This window comes from Herbaspirillum sp. SJZ099, assembly GCF_007828355.1.
GTDB lineage: Bacteria > Pseudomonadota > Gammaproteobacteria > Burkholderiales > Burkholderiaceae_D > Herbaspirillum.
Window position 1 is genome coordinate 1129887 of sequence record NZ_VIUO01000001.1, and the last position, 15699, is coordinate 1145585.

The 15699-nt window shown below is 56.3% G+C and carries 14 protein-coding genes; 6 read left to right on the forward strand and 8 right to left on the reverse strand.

The annotated features are described in order from the left end of the window. Window positions 1-46: 46 nt before the first annotated feature. Window positions 47-1696, forward strand: a complete 1650-nt coding sequence (locus FB597_RS04860) for a bifunctional aspartate transaminase/aspartate 4-decarboxylase (protein ID WP_144768283.1) — start codon at window positions 47-49, stop codon at window positions 1694-1696. Window positions 1697-1794: 98 nt separating this feature from the next. Here FB597_RS04860 and FB597_RS04865 read toward each other — a convergent pair whose 3' ends face one another. Beyond that, entirely contained in the window at window positions 1795-2796 is a 1002-nt protein-coding gene (locus FB597_RS04865; RefSeq protein WP_255517072.1) for an ABC transporter substrate-binding protein, read from the reverse strand. Between the two features lie 284 nt (window positions 2797-3080). On the opposite strand from FB597_RS04865, the gene gcvA reads away from it, so the two are divergent. From gcvA to FB597_RS04890, 5 genes are all read left to right on the forward strand, one after another. After that, complete coding sequence (gcvA, locus tag FB597_RS04870) at window positions 3081-3986, forward strand: transcriptional regulator GcvA (protein WP_141916991.1); 906 nt, start codon at window positions 3081-3083, stop codon at window positions 3984-3986. 74 nt (window positions 3987-4060) lie between these two features. Then, window positions 4061-4888 carry a DMT family transporter gene (locus FB597_RS04875; protein WP_144768287.1) on the forward strand — a complete coding sequence of 276 codons (828 nt, stop codon included), beginning with the start codon at window positions 4061-4063 and terminating at the stop codon, window positions 4886-4888. Between the two features lie 97 nt (window positions 4889-4985). Then, window positions 4986-5747, forward strand: a complete 762-nt coding sequence (locus FB597_RS04880; protein WP_144768289.1) for an SDR family oxidoreductase — start codon at window positions 4986-4988, stop codon at window positions 5745-5747. 267 nt (window positions 5748-6014) lie between these two features. Continuing rightward, window positions 6015-6374: an NADH-quinone oxidoreductase subunit A gene (locus FB597_RS04885; protein WP_141916999.1), complete on the forward strand. Its 360-nt coding sequence runs from the start codon at window positions 6015-6017 to the stop codon at window positions 6372-6374. A gap of 398 nt (window positions 6375-6772) precedes the next feature. Further along, window positions 6773-7162 carry a hypothetical protein gene (locus FB597_RS04890; RefSeq protein WP_144768291.1) on the forward strand — a complete coding sequence of 130 codons (390 nt, stop codon included), beginning with the start codon at window positions 6773-6775 and terminating at the stop codon, window positions 7160-7162. 12 nt (window positions 7163-7174) lie between these two features. Here FB597_RS04890 and FB597_RS04895 read toward each other — a convergent pair whose 3' ends face one another. From FB597_RS04895 to FB597_RS04925, 7 genes are all read right to left on the reverse strand, one after another. Then, on the reverse strand, window positions 7175-7705 hold the full coding sequence (locus tag FB597_RS04895) for a GNAT family N-acetyltransferase (protein ID WP_183405874.1): 531 nt from the start codon (window positions 7703-7705) through the stop codon (window positions 7175-7177). 475 nt (window positions 7706-8180) lie between these two features. Further along, on the reverse strand, window positions 8181-8651 hold the full coding sequence (locus FB597_RS20460; protein ID WP_370454642.1) for a FecR domain-containing protein: 471 nt from the start codon (window positions 8649-8651) through the stop codon (window positions 8181-8183). Window positions 8652-8729: 78 nt separating this feature from the next. Continuing rightward, the gene (locus tag FB597_RS04905) at window positions 8730-10700 is read right to left on the reverse strand and encodes a choline BCCT transporter BetT (RefSeq protein ID WP_144768408.1); all 1971 of its coding nucleotides are present in this window, start codon (window positions 10698-10700) and stop codon (window positions 8730-8732) included. Between the two features lie 281 nt (window positions 10701-10981). After that, window positions 10982-12151 (reverse strand): hypothetical protein, encoded by a 1170-nt coding sequence (locus FB597_RS04910; protein WP_144768292.1) that lies wholly within the window; start codon window positions 12149-12151, stop codon window positions 10982-10984. An 8-nt stretch (window positions 12152-12159) separates the two neighbouring features. Then, window positions 12160-14142 (reverse strand): ATP-binding protein, encoded by a 1983-nt coding sequence (locus FB597_RS04915; RefSeq protein WP_144768293.1) that lies wholly within the window; start codon window positions 14140-14142, stop codon window positions 12160-12162. Window positions 14143-14145: 3 nt separating this feature from the next. Then, entirely contained in the window at window positions 14146-15231 is a 1086-nt protein-coding gene (locus FB597_RS04920) for a DNA cytosine methyltransferase (protein ID WP_144768295.1), read from the reverse strand. A 192-nt stretch (window positions 15232-15423) separates the two neighbouring features. After that, entirely contained in the window at window positions 15424-15690 is a 267-nt protein-coding gene (locus FB597_RS04925) for a hypothetical protein (protein WP_222428637.1), read from the reverse strand. Window positions 15691-15699 lie beyond the last annotated feature (9 nt).

Consider the following 15699-nt stretch of genomic DNA (forward strand, 5'->3'; position numbering starts at 1 on the left):
CCTTCAGGATATTTTTGCCGTCATCCCTTAGAAAAGGAGCTACACCATGGATTTCAGTGACCCGGACAAGCTGTCCCTGTTAAGCCCGTTCGAACTCAAAGATGCGTTGATCCAGACCGCCCGGCAAAGCAACAAGCTGATGCTCAATGCCGGCCGCGGCAATCCGAACTTCCTGGCAACGACGCCGCGGCACGGCTTCTTCCAGTTCGGCCTGTTCGCCATGACCGAAGCCGAGCGTTCGTATATCTACATGGACGGCGTGGGCGGCTTCCCCCAGCGTGACGGCATCGAGGCGCGTTTCGAGCTGTTCGCCAAGCAGCATGCCGGCGTCCCCGGCATCCGCTTCATCGAGGCGGCCGTGTCCTACGTGCGCGACCAGCTTGGCATGTCGGCCGGCGACTTCATCTACGAGATGTGCGAAGCCATCCTCGGTTGCAACTACCCGGTGCCGGACCGCATGCTGCGCATGACCGAACGCATCGTCGGCAATTATCTGCATAAGGAGATGATCGGCACGTATCCGTTTGTGGGCCATTTCGATATGTATGCGGTCGAGGGCGGAACCGCGGCGATGACCTATCTGTTCGCCAGCCTCAAGGCCAATCACGTCATCAAGGAGGGCGACACCATCGCCCTGGGCATGCCCATCTTCACGCCGTATATCGAGATCCCGCATCTGGCCGAATTCAGCCTGGTGGAAGTGGCGATCGATGCGCCGCAATCGAACAACTGGCAATACACGAAGAAGGAACTGGACAAGCTGCTGGACCCGAAGGTCAAGGCTTTCTTCCTGGTCAATCCCAGCAATCCGCCTTCGGTCAAGATCGATGACAAGACCCTGGCCTACATCGCCGAGATCGTCAAGAAGCGCCCGGACCTGATCATCCTCACCGACGATGTCTACGCCACCTTCGCCGACAATTTCACTTCGCTGTTTGCGATCTGCCCGTACAACACCATCCTCGTGTATTCGTTCTCCAAGTACTTTGGCGCAACAGGTTGGCGCATGGGGGTGGTCGCGACGCACAAGCAGAATGTCATCGACGAGCTCATTGCCAAATTGCCGGAAAAGACTTCCCGCCAACTGGACGAGCGCTACAGCTCCATCACGACGGCACCGCGCGACCTCAAGTTCATCGATCGCCTGGTGGCCGACAGCCGCACCGTCGCGCTCAACCACACGGCCGGCCTATCCACGCCGGTGCAGGCGCAGATGGCGCTGTTCTCATTGTTCTCGCTGATGGACGAGGCGGGCAGCTACAAGGCCGAAATGAAGCGCATCGTCTTGCGCCGCAAGGAAGCCCTGTATCGCGAACTCGGTCTGCCCATGCCTTACGACGCCAATTCGGTGCGCTACTACCACCTCCTCGATATGGAATCCCTGGCCGCGCAGATGCATGGCGTGGAGTTTTCCAAGTGGCTTCTCAAGCAACTCAAGCCCAATGAAGCCTTGTTCCGCCTGGCCGAGGAAACCGGCGTCATCCTGTTGCCAGGAAAAGGCTTCGGCGCCACCCATCCGTCAGGCCGGGTTTCCCTGGCCAACCTCAATGAATATGATTACGCCAACATCGGCCGCGCCATCAGGAAGATGGCGTCCGAATACTTCGAGCTGTTCAAGAGCGCGAAAAATGGCGGAAAAGGGAAGCCCCAAAAGCCGGCCAAGCCCGTCAAGCCGGCGGCCAAACTGAAAAAGTAAGGCACAAGGCAGGCGCGGCCGATATCGCATGGCGATGTCGGCCCCGCGCCCGCGCCCGCGTCCGGCCAGCCCCATGGCCGGACGCTATATGGCTTGAATCAGCTTCCCCCTTGCGGATAGGCTTCTTCAAAGAAGTAATCCTTCCATGACGCGGGGCGGTGCCTGATCGCGCCCACATCGGCCAGGAACGACGCCAATTTATACGTGTTCTGGGGCTGCAGGGTGTACTGGACATCCGGCAATGAAATAATCTCCTGGATGAAGCTGACCGGCAGTCTGGAGTTCTCCAGGCGGACATAGGCCGCGGCCGCTTCGGCCTTGTTGTTGCGGACGAACGCCAGGGCTTCGGCCAGGGCCTTTCTGAGGGCGATGAACGTCTTCGGATTCTCGCGCTGGAAGCGCTCCGGGGCCCACAGGATATTGAGGGTGGCCGGCCCCCCAAGAATGTCGTAGGACGAAGCGATTTTGCGGATGGCCGGGTCCTTCAGCTCCTGGAACTGGAACGGCGGGCTGGCAAAGTGCGCATTGACCTCGCTCTTCCCCGACAGCAGCGCCGCCGCGGCTTCGCTATGCGGCAGGCTGACGGTTAGCTCATCGAAATGATTGAAATGCTCCTTCCCATATTGCGCGCTGGCGGCGATCTGCAGTAGCCGCGCATGCAGGGAAATGGTGGTGGCGGGGAGGGCGATGCGGTCTTTCGGCCCGAAATCGCCCAGCGTCCTGACCGCCGGATTGCGCGTCAGCAGATAGGTCGGCAACGAACCCAGCGCGGCGATGGCCTTGATGTTTTGCTTGCCGTAGGTGCGGTCCCATATCGTCAGCAAGGGCGGCAATCCGGTGGAGGCCACGTCCAGCGTATTGGACAGGATCGCATCGTTGATCGCCGCGCCGCCGGAGAGCTGCTTCCATTCGACGTTGGCCTGGATGCCTTCCTGACTGGCATATTTCTCGATCAGCTTCTGGTCGCGCACCACATGCAGCAGGATATCGCCGACATCGAACTGGTAGGCGATGCGAATCTGCCCCTCCGCATGGGCCTGGCCCGCCAGCAAGAACATGGCAGGCGCCAGCAGCTTGGCAATGCGGGCAAGCCACGGCACTGGCTTCTGGTTTTTAGTTTGATTGGACGTCGGCATCAAGGGCTCCTCTGCGTCTGCTGCCGAACTCAGAATAAGTTCCTGTCGCAGCAGGGAAAGCCTGACATCCTATTGGCCATGGGCTGGACACTCAAAGAATGTTTACGAAGATCCATAGCCGCTTTTTGCGCTTGGATAGCGCCGCGCAAAGCGATTTTGGTTTGTCATTGGAGATGCGGATTGAATGCTCTATCATGAGCCTTCACTCATAAAAGGCATTTTTACAATGCTCACCGAGAGACCCCGTCATGAGAGATTTGCCTCCCACCGCTACATTGCGCGCCTTTGAGGTTGCGACACGGCACGCGACATTCACCTCCGCTTCGGAAGAGTTACATGTCACCCAAAGCGCCGTCAGCCACCAACTGAAGAATCTCGAAGAGATCTGGGGATTGCAGTTGTTCCAGCGGGGCAAGTCGTTGAGCCTGACGCCCGCCGGGGCGGCGCTGGCGCCGATCGTGCGCGAGTTCTTCATGAACCTGGAGGGCGCGCTGGCCGACCTGCGGGAGCAACAGGGCAGGGTCCGGCTTAAGGTCAGCACGACCTATTCCTTCGCGCTGAAATGGCTGCTACCGAGATTGCCGGACCTGTCCCGGCAGCATCCGGAAATCCTGGTCACGCTGGAAACCACCGACAAGGCCATCAATTTTTCCAGCACGGACTCGGACGTCGCGATCCGCCTGGGCAATGGGCATTATCCCAGCCTGTACTCGGAATTCATGTTCCGGGAACAGGTGTTCCCGGTTGCCAGCCCCGATCTCCTCAAGCGCCTTGGCGCGCCGCGCAAACCGGCCGAATTGTTGCGCTACCCGCTGCTCACGCGTGGCGGCGCCGATCTGGTGCCGAAATGGGCGCTCTGGTTCCAGCAAGTGGGCATCGGCATTTCCGCGCTCAAGGAGAGCGTCAGATTCGCCGACACCAACATGACGATCGAGGCGGCGTTGCTGGGCCAGGGCATCGCATTGGCCCGCAGCGGGCATGTCGAAACCGAGATCGGCAACGGCAGCCTGGTCAGGTTGTTCGACGTGCCGTTCGCTTCCCCTGTGGCCTACTATTTCGTCTGCCCGAAAGGGATCGAATCGCAGCCCCACATCGCCAGCTTTCGCAACTGGCTGCTGATGGAGTCCGGCAAGGCCCAACAAAGTTACCGATGATGCATGAGGATTTGTTCATTCTTCAATGAAGAGACTTCGCTTTAACCAGGGCGCCGCTTTGCTTAGGATGGCGCATGCCTTTTCACATCGTATTACTGGTGCTTTTCGCGGCGCTGCTGCATGCAAGCTGGAATGCGCTCCTGCGCGGCGGAGCCGACAGGCTGTGGTCGATGACGGTCATGTGCCTGGCGGTAGCGATTTCCAGCGCCGCCATCGCCTTGTTCTTGCCGGCGCCGGCCCAGGCCAGCTGGATATATGCCGTGCTGTCGGCGGTGCTGCATGTCGGCTATAACCTGTTCCTCGTCAGGAGCTACCAGGTTGGCGACCTCGGTCAAACCTATCCGATTTCGCGCGGTTCCTCTCCCGTCCTGATCACTGTCGCCGCATCGGTTTTCGCCGGGGAGCGGGTAGGGATGGCGGCGCTGCTAGGCATTGCCCTGGTGTCGGGCGGCATTGTTTCCCTGGCCTTCAAGGGGCGCAGGCTTGCGGTCCCGAGCCTGCCGTATGCGCTGGGAACCGGATGCTTCATCGCCGCCTACAGCGTGACGGACGGCATCGGCGTGCGACTGTCCGGCGCCCCCATGGCCTACACGGCATGGATGTGCGCGCTGTGGGGCGTCCTGATGCCGCTGGTCTACATCGCCTTGCGCGGCGTCGACAGTTTGTTGACCATCCGGCCCGGGTTCGGCATGGCCTTCACCGGTGGCCTGGTTTCGCTCCTGGCCTATGGAATCGTCATCTACGCCATGTCCGGCGCGCCCATGGGCGCGGTATCGGCATTGCGCGAAACCAGCGTGCTGTTTGCCGCGCTGATCGGCTATTTCTTCCTGGGCGAGGCGCTGACGGTGCGCAAGATGCTGGCCTGCGCGGTGATTGCCATCGGCACGCTCGTCATCGGTTGATATCGGTTGATATGGATTGACGGTCGTCGCGATCGCCAGGCCGCAGGTCTGTTCATTCTGTTCATCGTTATTTCATCATCACATGGAGATTCGCCAAATGGATACCGTCTCGCAAGCGCCGCTGATCCTGATCACGGGCGGAGGCCGCGGCATAGGCGCGGCCACTGCGCGGCTGGCCGCCGCACAAGGTTACGATGTGGCGATCAGCTTCGTCGCCAACGAAGCGGCCGCTCTCGCGGTAGCGGCCGATGTCGAGGCCGCCGGACGCCGGGCCTTGGCCATGCGCGCCGACAGCGCCGATCCGGAGCAGGTCGCCCGGCTATTCGCCGCCATCGACAGCAAGTTCGGCCGGATCGATGTGCTGGTCAACAATGCCTCGATACTGGCGCAGCAGTCCCGCCTGGAGGATCTCGGGTTCGAGCGGATGCAGCGCATCTTCGCGGTCAACGCGCTCGGCCCCATCCTCTGCGCGCAGCAGGCGGCCAAGCGCATGTCCCATCGCCATCACGGGCGGGGCGGCGCGGTGATCAACATCTCGTCGGCATCGGCCCGCCTGGGCAGCCCCAACGAATATGTCGACTACGCTGCCTCCAAGGGCGCCGTCGAGACATTCACGACCGGTTTCGCCAAGGAAGTCGCGCGGGAGGGGATACGCGTGAACTGCATCCGCCCCGGGCACATCTACACCGAGATGCACGCCAGCGGCGGCGAGCCGGGACGGGTGGAGCGCGTCAAGGACTCGATCCCGATGGGGCGGGGCGGCCAGCCCGAAGAGGTCGCGCGGGCGATCCTGTGGCTGGCAAGCGCCGAGGCTTCCTTCATCACCGGCACATTCCTCGATGTCACCGGCGGCAAGTGAAGAACCGGGGCCGGGCGCGATTTGCCCGGCTTGGCAATGCGGCCCATCGCAGGTCTATTAGATATCGCCTGGGCTCGTTCGATGAAATTGTCGAATAGTTTCAGCAAGCCAATCCCATCTTTCATAAGCATCGCGACGATGATTGCAATTTCCGGCTGATGGCCGATATCCATGCGTACTATTCCCCCCGGCATAAGAATCCTTCCATTGGGCCAGCGGCAATGATGCCGTCATGCGCTTGCGGAAGCATACCTATCACGAAACGCTATGGATCTCGAAAACTACTTCCCCGTATTGATGTTCATTCTTGTCGGCCTTCTCGTGGGCGTCGCGCCTCAGGTGCTGGGCAAGATGCTGGGGCCGAACAAGCCTGATCCTCAGAAGACGTCGCCTTACGAATGCGGATTCGAAGCGTTTGAAGACGCCCGCCTAAAATTCGATGTCCGCTTCTACCTGGTCGCGATCCTTTTCATTCTTTTCGACATCGAGGTGGCGTTCCTTGTGCCCTGGGCCCTGGCGCTGGATGAAATCGGAACCGTTGGTTTTGCCGCGGCGATGATCTTCCTGGGCATCCTGACCATCGGGCTTGCCTTCGAATGGAAAAAGGGAGCATTGGATTGGGAGTGATGGGAAGTCGATGAATCCTGCCATCCAACGGGGATGGCAATCCATGCGCCTTCGACCAAGGTTCCAATCCCGATGGTTTCCGGGGCGGTTGAACGCCTGTTAATCGCTTTTATCCATCTTTGCCTGCAGCCTGTTGCATTTCCTGTTTTCAAAATAACCAATGCCTCAAGGTATTGACGTCGATAAAAACCGCTTGCCCTGAGCGGGAGCGCCAGGAAACCTTGCTGCAGGCCTTCTCAGACCTTCTCGCAATCCCTTGCACGACGATCGCCTGATGCCGGATTGGCTTCCGTACCCGCCGGCCGGCCCGCAGATTCGTACTGGTCTGATGGCGCTCCCGCCCGACCTCTGAAAAGATGTTGCGGTTGCGGCCGCGTCCCGTCTTGGCTTCCTGGGGCATGGCGCAACCGGAACCAGGGGCGCAAGCGGCGGATTTCGTGCTGTCCAATGGCATGGCGGTCACACGCGACGTGGCGCCCGCCGTCGAAGCCGGCAAGACGCTCACGCGTCTGCAATACGGGGCGCACTACGCACTGCTGGATCCGGCCGCATTCGCCGATCTGCCGCTCGGGCCGGGCACGCGTGTGGCGGTGGCTGACGTCAATGGACATGTGCTGGGATGCCATCGGGTGGAGGTGGGGGGAATCGAACCCCCGTCCAAGGCACTGTTGGCCCTCGAGTGCGCGACGTTTGTCGCCTACACCAATATCCATGAGTGGAGCCGCGTGCGGCGGCGGTTCCATCTATTGCTTCGATCCAGGGTGATTCAACACGAGATGGCAACGTGAGCGCCCCAGCTCTCAGGCTGCCATCGCCACGCCGCGCGGGCTGGGGTCCAGCGGCAGGAAATTGTCGACCTGTTCACGCACGAACGCGAAGCCGCGCGCATAGTAATTCTTCAGTGCGGCCGGGTGGTCGAGGTTGCAGGTATGCAGCCACAATTCATCGGCGCCCAGTGAAAAGCCATGCTCGATGACCGTTTCCAACGCCAGCTTCCCCAGTCCGCGGCCGATGCAGCCGGGCCGCAGGCCGAAGTTGACGATTTCTACGGCATCGCCCTGGCGCTTCAATTCCAGGTAGCCGACCACGCCATGCGTATCCCGGATGAGCGAGATGTGCACATCGGGTTGGCGCAGGTAGTCTTGCCAGTCGTCGGCGTTCCAGCCGAGCCGGTAGATGTCCCAGTAATAAGGTTTGCCCACCTCCTTGTACAACGCCGAGCAACGTCGCGCGTCGGCCAGCGGGTGGATCGTCAACCGCGCCGCATCGGCTGGGCGCGGCTGGCGGGTCAGGTCTGCTTGCCTGATTTTCAGGTACGTTGTCTTGATCATCGTTTCACGCTCCGTCTGTGCGGGATGCCATGGATGGCACATCGATGATCGTGAGTGACGGCCTGGCCGGTCCGGGTTCCTTGCTGCCTCAGCCAGGCGGGGCTCCGGGTCAGCAACATCAGGAACGGGCAGGCCGCCTTCGAATCACAACGCGTGGTGCGAAGTTGTTTGCCACGCCGGGCTCCCTGAAGCCCTTGCACCTGGAAGTCGAACTGTGCAGCCTGGGGCGAAGAGGAGAGCGCTTGCGCGGCAACTGGCCGGCCAGGGGGCCGGCAGCCAGGCAGTGCGCCAGCAGGAAGGCGAGGCGTCGCGCTTGCATGGGGGAAGGTCGGATCAGGAGCGGGCGCTGATGGTCACCCAGTAGGGACTGACCCGGGTCACCGAGATCGGCAGGGCACTGGCCAACGCCGACAGCGCGCGGTCGGTATCGTCCAGCGGAAAGGCCCCGCTGATGCGCAGATCGGCTACGGCCGGATCAAGCCGCAGGATTGCCCCTGCGGTACGGACGCAGTGCCGCCACCACGTCGGCCAGCGCGCGGTCGGAGGCGGTGTAGTAACCCTCGACCCACGAGGCTTCGCCTCCCTCGTTGGCGCGCGGCTCCCCGATGCGGTCGCTGTCGAACCAGGCGTGCTGGCCGCTGGCAAGTTCGCCACGGGTGTTGTTGCGGGTGACGATGCCTATCTGTGCAGCCTGTACTGCCACCAGGTCGGTGCGCAGCGGCTGCAAGGCCATCATCAGCGTGCCGGCGAGCAGGCTGACGCTGCCGTGCACGGTATCGATGGCAAAGGGCTGGCTATCGCGCGCGGCCACCTGCAACTGCATCTCGCCCGCCAGCAGGCGGATCTGGCGCAAGCCAGGCTGGATCTGGTGGTCAATGGCGCTGCGGGGGGTGAGGATGACGATGCTGCCGTCGGCCAGCGTATTTAGAGGGCAGTTACATGCGATTCAGTGATTTGTTCGTTTATTTGCACTGCCCAGGGAGCCATTCAGATCCGCGCAAGGTGTTTTCTATTGCGAGTTGAACTACTGTACAACGTGCAAATAGTGTCGATGCCGCTCGTATTGATCGAGAATGTCATTGATGACGGCTTCTCTGCTCCATCCCATGATGTCGTAATCCTGCCCCCCTTCGTGCAAATAGACTTCAGCGCGGAAGTACTTGCGGGTTTCCTCTTCATCGAATTCAGCGATAGTAAGTCCTGGGCGAACATACTCTTGGGAGCGGACGCCATATAGGAAGTCCAGATATTGACCATGGAGGACGCGCAAGGTCACCGCATGATTTTCTTCCTCCGAGACTTCCGCGCCATATCCCTGTTTGTGCAATTCGTCACGCACCGAATTGAGTGCGGGAATGACAACATCGCTGATAAAGCGCTGGGTATGGGCGCGCCGAGGCATCATCACGATGTTGCGCAAGCGCGACTCCCAGGAATCCTGGTCGGCAGTTGCCGTTGCAAGGCGTGAGAAGGTATGCGTATGGTGGCACAGCTCGCGCTTGGTGGCATCGAGTCTGAGTGCACGAAACAAGCCCATCAATGACACGAGCAGTACAAAGGCAAAGGGCAGGGCACTGGCAATCGTAGCCGTCTGCAGCGCACTCAAGCCATTGGCCAGGAGCAAGGCGATGGCGATGGCGCCAATCAGAACAGACCAGAACACGCGTTGCCACAAAGGTGTGTTGCTGGCTCCGCCTGAGGCCAGCAGGTCGACCACCAACGCGCCGGAGTCAGCCGAGGTGACGAAGAACACGACAACCATGATGATGGCAATCATGGAGGTCAAGCGACTGAATGGAAACTGCTCGAGGAAGGCAAACAGCGCCAATGAGCTGTCGGCCTTGACCATTTCCGCCAGGGACTGCACATGGTCAACCAATATCAGATGAATGGCGCTGTCGCCAAACACAGTCATCCAAAAAAGCGTAAACACGGCGGGTACCAGCAATACTCCACCGATAAACTCACGGATGGTGCGGCCACGTGAAATGCGCGCGATGAACAGTCCGACAAACGGCGACCAGGCCAGCCACCAGCCCCAGTAGAACAAGGTCCACCCGCCAATCCAATCGTTGGGCTCGTACGCGTAAAGGTTAAAGGTTTTGCTGACAATATCGGACAAATAGGCGCCGGTATTTTGCACAAACGTCTGCAGCAGGAATATCGTTGGCCCAAGAATCAGGACAAATAACAGCAGGATTGCCGCCAAATACAGATTGGTCTCAGAAAGGATACGGATCCCGCGATCCAACCCGCTCACCACTGACAGCGTTGCAAGGGCGCAGGTGATAACGATCAGCAAGACTTGCATGGACACGCTGACTGGCATGCCGAATAAATAGTGCAGCCCGCTGTTGATCTGGGCCACGCCCAGGCCCAGAGACGTTGCGACACCGGCTACTGTACCCAGGATGGCAAAGATATCGACAGCATGGCCAATCGGCCCGTGGATACGCTTGCCAATGAGTGGATAAAGGGCCGAGCGCAAGGTCAACGGTAAATTATGACGATAACTGAAATACGCAAGAATGAGGCCGACGACGGCATAGATGGCCCAGGCATGCAGGCCCCAGTGGAAGAAGGTCAGTTTCATGGCCTCCTTGGCGGCCAGGATGGTGCCGGGTTCGCCGGTTGGCGGCGCCATCAGATGCATCACAGGTTCGGCCACGCCAAAAAACATCAAGCCAATCCCCATGCCAGCCGAGAACAACATGGAGAACCAGGTGAAGTTCCGATAGTCTGGCTTGCTATGGTCAGGACCAAGCCGGATTTCACCATAGCGGCTGATGGCCAGAAATACAACCGAAGCAAGAATGACGGCTACAGCCAGGATATAGAACCAACTGGCATTGGTTAGTATCCATCGTTGAATGGCATCAAAGAAGCTCTGTGCGGCGTTTGGCGCGAGCATTGCAAAACCGGCCAAAAAGATAATAAGTACAGCGGCCGGAAAGAAAACTTGCCGTTTTAGCGGTATGGATGTCGATGGCGTCATGGGCATGGATTTTACGGCCATAAAAGTATAAGTATAAATAGGAGACGAATGAGATTCTGCTCGTTTATGGCATGAATCCCGATTGAAGAAAAAACCCTGCACAGCGTTTTTCCTCGTTTTGGGCTTGTGTTACGATTTGCTATATTTTCGTATAATTTGTATTATGTTAAATCGTATGCGCGCATGGTTGTCAAAAATTAGATCAACAATGCCAGGAGTTCAGCCTATCCCGACATAGCCCGACATAGAAAAAAGCCCGCTTCGACGGGCTTTTTAATTGCTTAACCTTGCTCGCTGGCGAGCCAGTCTCGATACCCACGCGTATCGTAACGGGCTAAGGAAAGCAATGCGGCGGTATCTGTGGTCATTCTTTCATTCAGTTCTGGTTCGTTCAAAAGCTTGGCATCTGCATCTACCCGTCGGCTTACTCGTTCTAATGCTTGAGTCGCCAACGCGCCTTCGTCTAAAGGAACATCTACTTGAGCAGCAAGGCCGCCCGGATCAGCTACCGGTCGGTTACTTGGCGTAAAGCGAAGTGCAATTGAGATCAAATCCTCGTGTTCTGCACCTTCCTCCACTCTATAGCCAATTACGCTTTTAAGTTCAATCGAAGTTGGTGGCTTCTGCGAGAGCGTGATACCTAAGAACCATTTGCAAAGACTTGTTAAAAACACAGATAACAGCCCGTCAGGGGTGCCTGCAGCAGCACGCAACGCCTCTTCCGTCTCAATTGCAAAATGCTCTAATGAGGCTGCTTTGAAGGGCTCACAGCTTTCGAGGTTCTTAAGGTAAATCTGAAATAACTTATTCAGGACATCGACATCAATATTCTGTTTATCTACCCGCGTCGTAAGCAACAGCAGCCACGGCTGAGAAGACCTAGCCTGAATGGTTAGAAGGCTATTTACGGCGTCATAGTAGCTATATTCGTTAGGCCCGTCTGCCGGCGGCGACGCTCCAAATCCATCACAAAGATCAAGATTAATAACGTCGTATGGGCCAAGCTCTTTCGCACGCTTCGCAGCGATAGATCCTGGCTTCGCAACTAAGGAAAAGTTGTCGCCAATAACGTCCGAAAGCGGATCTACACTAGAAAGCTTGCGAACTTCGTCAAGCGACACGTTCAAATCGGAATGTGCTTGAGTCTTGGGTCGGGCGCTACTGTTGAAACCTAGAAAGCGCAGACTGAGGGTAAACTTTGAGCAGATCTCACTATGGAAGTGGCGTAAATCTAAGAGGTCCACACCCGGCAAGCCAAGGTACTTCAACGTATTGTCTTTAGGTGGAGACTCTCGCAATAGTTTGGCGATTTGCGAGCACCATTGATACTGACGAACGAATTGCTTTCGTGGTCTATGCCACGGCAAGAATTTGTGAATTACTGGTTCGTCAGCGCGATACTCGTTGACGCCCAATGTGACAAATGAATCCCCGTTTTCTGCTGGCTGCATAGTTTCTATTATTCGACTGAAGCCTCAAGAATTTCAAAAATCGCGCGCAGGAGCTGCTCCTGTTTCTTTTTGGAGAGCTTATCCAGCAGTCCATAAGATGCCAAAACTTGCGCTATCCCCTTTAATTTTTCTTCCTGAATTGCATCTGCGGCCTTGGATTTAGTCGTCCGCACCTTATCGCGTTTAGGAATGATCGAGGTGCGAGAAAAAACATAACTCTCACCAGTTGCCGCCAGCTTAGATGAATTAGCGTCTAACTGAATTGCAGGTGGAAACGCGGCCTCGTCGTCATGCTCGCGCTGCCACGCGTCGGTAGCGACACGAGAAATTTCGTTTATGACTGCGTCAGCCCCCTCTTCCCGCGTGGTTGCACGAACTTGCGATGCCAAACGTTTCTGAGCAGACGCCAGTTGTCGAAGCGCGTTATGAAGCCACTTTGTGATGAAAACAGAATGTGGATGAGCACTATTGAAAGACTCTCGGTCAATATTGAGTGCGCTATCCAAACCTTCACTTACAAAAATCTCACAAGTGATTTGCCGTAATCGATTTTGCTCAGAGACCTGATAATGCATAAAGGTCCCATCAAAAAGCGTTCCGCTTGACCCGTGAATACGTATGAGCGAGCCTTGATGCTCCGTGGGTGCGACCTTGGGAGTCCAGAACAGATATGCCTCGAATTCTAGTGAGCCTCCACTGAGAGCCTTCGGAAATCCGGAAAACTCCTCTCGACATTTTCCGATCATCACCAATGGCTTTTTCAAAGCATTGTTGGTGACAGGAAGATCTCGGAATCGTACCGGACGAGAAAGTTTGAGCCCATCAAAAAGTACCTCAAATTGTCCCGGATTATCAGCAGGATCAATTAACCCGAGATGCTCTCTGAGAGTAGTCCCCTTGGGCAGTTCGATTGACTTTGCATTTCCTTTAGGAGCATTGGATAGTAAAAATGCGGGCACATCTCCGTCCAAATCCCAATCAAACAAATGCCCTTCCACGTATGGGACCGGCACAGCAAGTGCAATTTGCCACACCATGCGAAGGTAATAGTCAAAGATCCGATCCAATTGAGGATTCGGCGTGGACTTACCGACTTCATTCCATACACAATGAACTAATTTTTGGAATGCAGAGTCTGGACTATCTTGCTCAGTCCATGGGAGGGAATACATTTGCCCATTCTGGATCGCAAGAGAGTCGTTTGACGAATCAACACGGCCAATGTGGTATAGGGGAGGCTCACGAACTTGCCTTTCATCCATGTCCACTTGCGATTCGTTTTGTTCAATTACGGACCAAATCTCACGGCTTCGAAGAGTATCGCGAGCCTGAGGCCGTATGGAGGTCAGCACAATGGTAGTGCCGTGGGATGGTTTATCTGATGCCTTCTCGCGCCAAATATTGACTTTGCCAGATTCGAAGCGCTTATCGGCGTTGTTGGCGTTGTGATCCTCCTCATCAGCATACTGCCTCAATGCCACCGTTGCCACCGTCCGGAAATCGTCCCCCTTCACCTTCGTAATAATCTGAAACGAATGTGTGAGTTGCGACACGGAAAATAGGCCAATTCCAATCTTCCCGATCAGCTTTCGACCTTTGGGACTGCGAGTAGGATCGGCAGATGTTACGCCTAAAGCCGGGCCATCTTCGTGACGTTTGGCGCTACCGCCGATATGCAGCAGCAGATGGGCCAAAACCTCGGGCGTCATTCCATGACCGTCGTCCTCAACGACTATTCGCTCAAATCGAGGAGCATCTGTTTTGATAACGACGCGAGTTGCGTCTGCATCGTAAGCGTTTGAAATCAACTCACGAATAGCAGATCCCGGCTGCCTATAAATTCCATCAGTAACCCTGGCAATAACTCGTTCATCGGTCTTCAATACCGTTCGGATCACGGTATCTGTGCCATGGCTACTGCGGATGCTGGCAACTAATTCGCGTTCATCTTGAATATCAGCTTGCTTATTCGATGATGGGGCAGCTGTCATTTTTTATCGTTTATTCAATGCGCGAGCCACTGCATTTGCAACGCTACGCGCTAGTGGCGGAGGTACAGCGTTCGAGATTTGCTCAACCTGTTCCGACAAATTTCCTTCTAAAACAAAAGTCTCGGGAAAACCTTGTAATAGCATGGCCTCATGTACGCTTAAGCGCCGATGCCCGTTCGGATGAACATGTATCTCCCTATGGCCATATGCAACTGTGGGGCTCGCCAAGTCCCATTTTAATCTCTTGAAACTGCGACCATTTCCATCATCCTCATTAGAAGGATTGGAAAAACGATCAGAACGTGGCCTCATGGTCCAATGATTGGGGTGATGCGGAATATCATCCACCTCTAATTTGTGAGCGAAATATGCTGGTTCACAAAGATGACCGATAGCTTCGCGAACATTGGCTAAGCCCTTGGATTTTCTAGGACGAACAATTGAGTATCCTTGACCAGAACGAAGTCCAGACAAAATAACTCGTTTACGATTCTGAGGCACACCATAATCAATCGCACAAAGCTCTTTCTCGGTCACATCGAATCCGAGAGCACGGATCCCATTCACGAGTGCTGCATATGTTTCCGAATGCTTCTTATCCCTGATTCCAAGCACATTCTCCAAAACGATAAACTCAACGACATAGTGCTCCTGTAGCTCGCGGACGATCTCCAAATAGAGCTTGGGCAAAGTGTTGCGCGGATCATCTGCCTGAGAATTATTATTAGCTCGAGAAAAGCCTTGACATGGTGGGCCACCAATAACAGCGACCTTGGATCCAGACGGAATAGCCGCCAATGCATGCGCCAAAACTCCAGCTGGTTGCAGCTTTTCCAAATCCCCAACTATTGACTTAGTTCGAGGGAAATTTCTCTTATGAGACTTAATAGCAGCAGGTGCCAAGTCGATGGCTACAGCCACTTTAAAGCCAGCGTCCTTAAAGCCAAGATCCATCCCGCCTGCCCCTGAGAACAGACTAATGATTTGGGGTTTAGCAGCGGAAGTTTCTCCCACGGAAGATGTTTTAACTTCCGACTTTTTCTTTCTGGATCCGGTAACGGAATTTACTTGGTAATCTTTGGTACGCATCGTCACTCGTTGTTATCGTTTCGCCCCTTGCCCGTCTCTGGCAGACCGAACGCCGACGAGCGAGAGCCATAACGGCGAAGAGATATTAGCAAACGCTAGCACGAAAATCACGGGATTGTACATTATTCAGATTTCTCGCCCTGGGCTAACATCAAAATTAGCTGAAAAGAAACAAGAAGTTCTCAAGAAAAGCTAAAAATATTGGCATCGCGCGCCCGGGCAGCGGCACTTAAGTCTGCAGCAAGAAAGAAAGTCGAGAATTGCCTGCTTCTCGACACCGGCCAGCATGAGGCGCTGTTTTAACGGCGCTAAGCGCCTATAGATCTGCCGCTGCTTGGCCTGCGCCCAACGACCACCCCTCATGCTGCGTAGCTGCCAGTACCCGGCCCTAAATTCCTGCGCAATCCTCGACAGCTCATCTGCTTCGATTTGGTCACGCTCAAAAAGCTCCAGTTGCATCCCATCCTC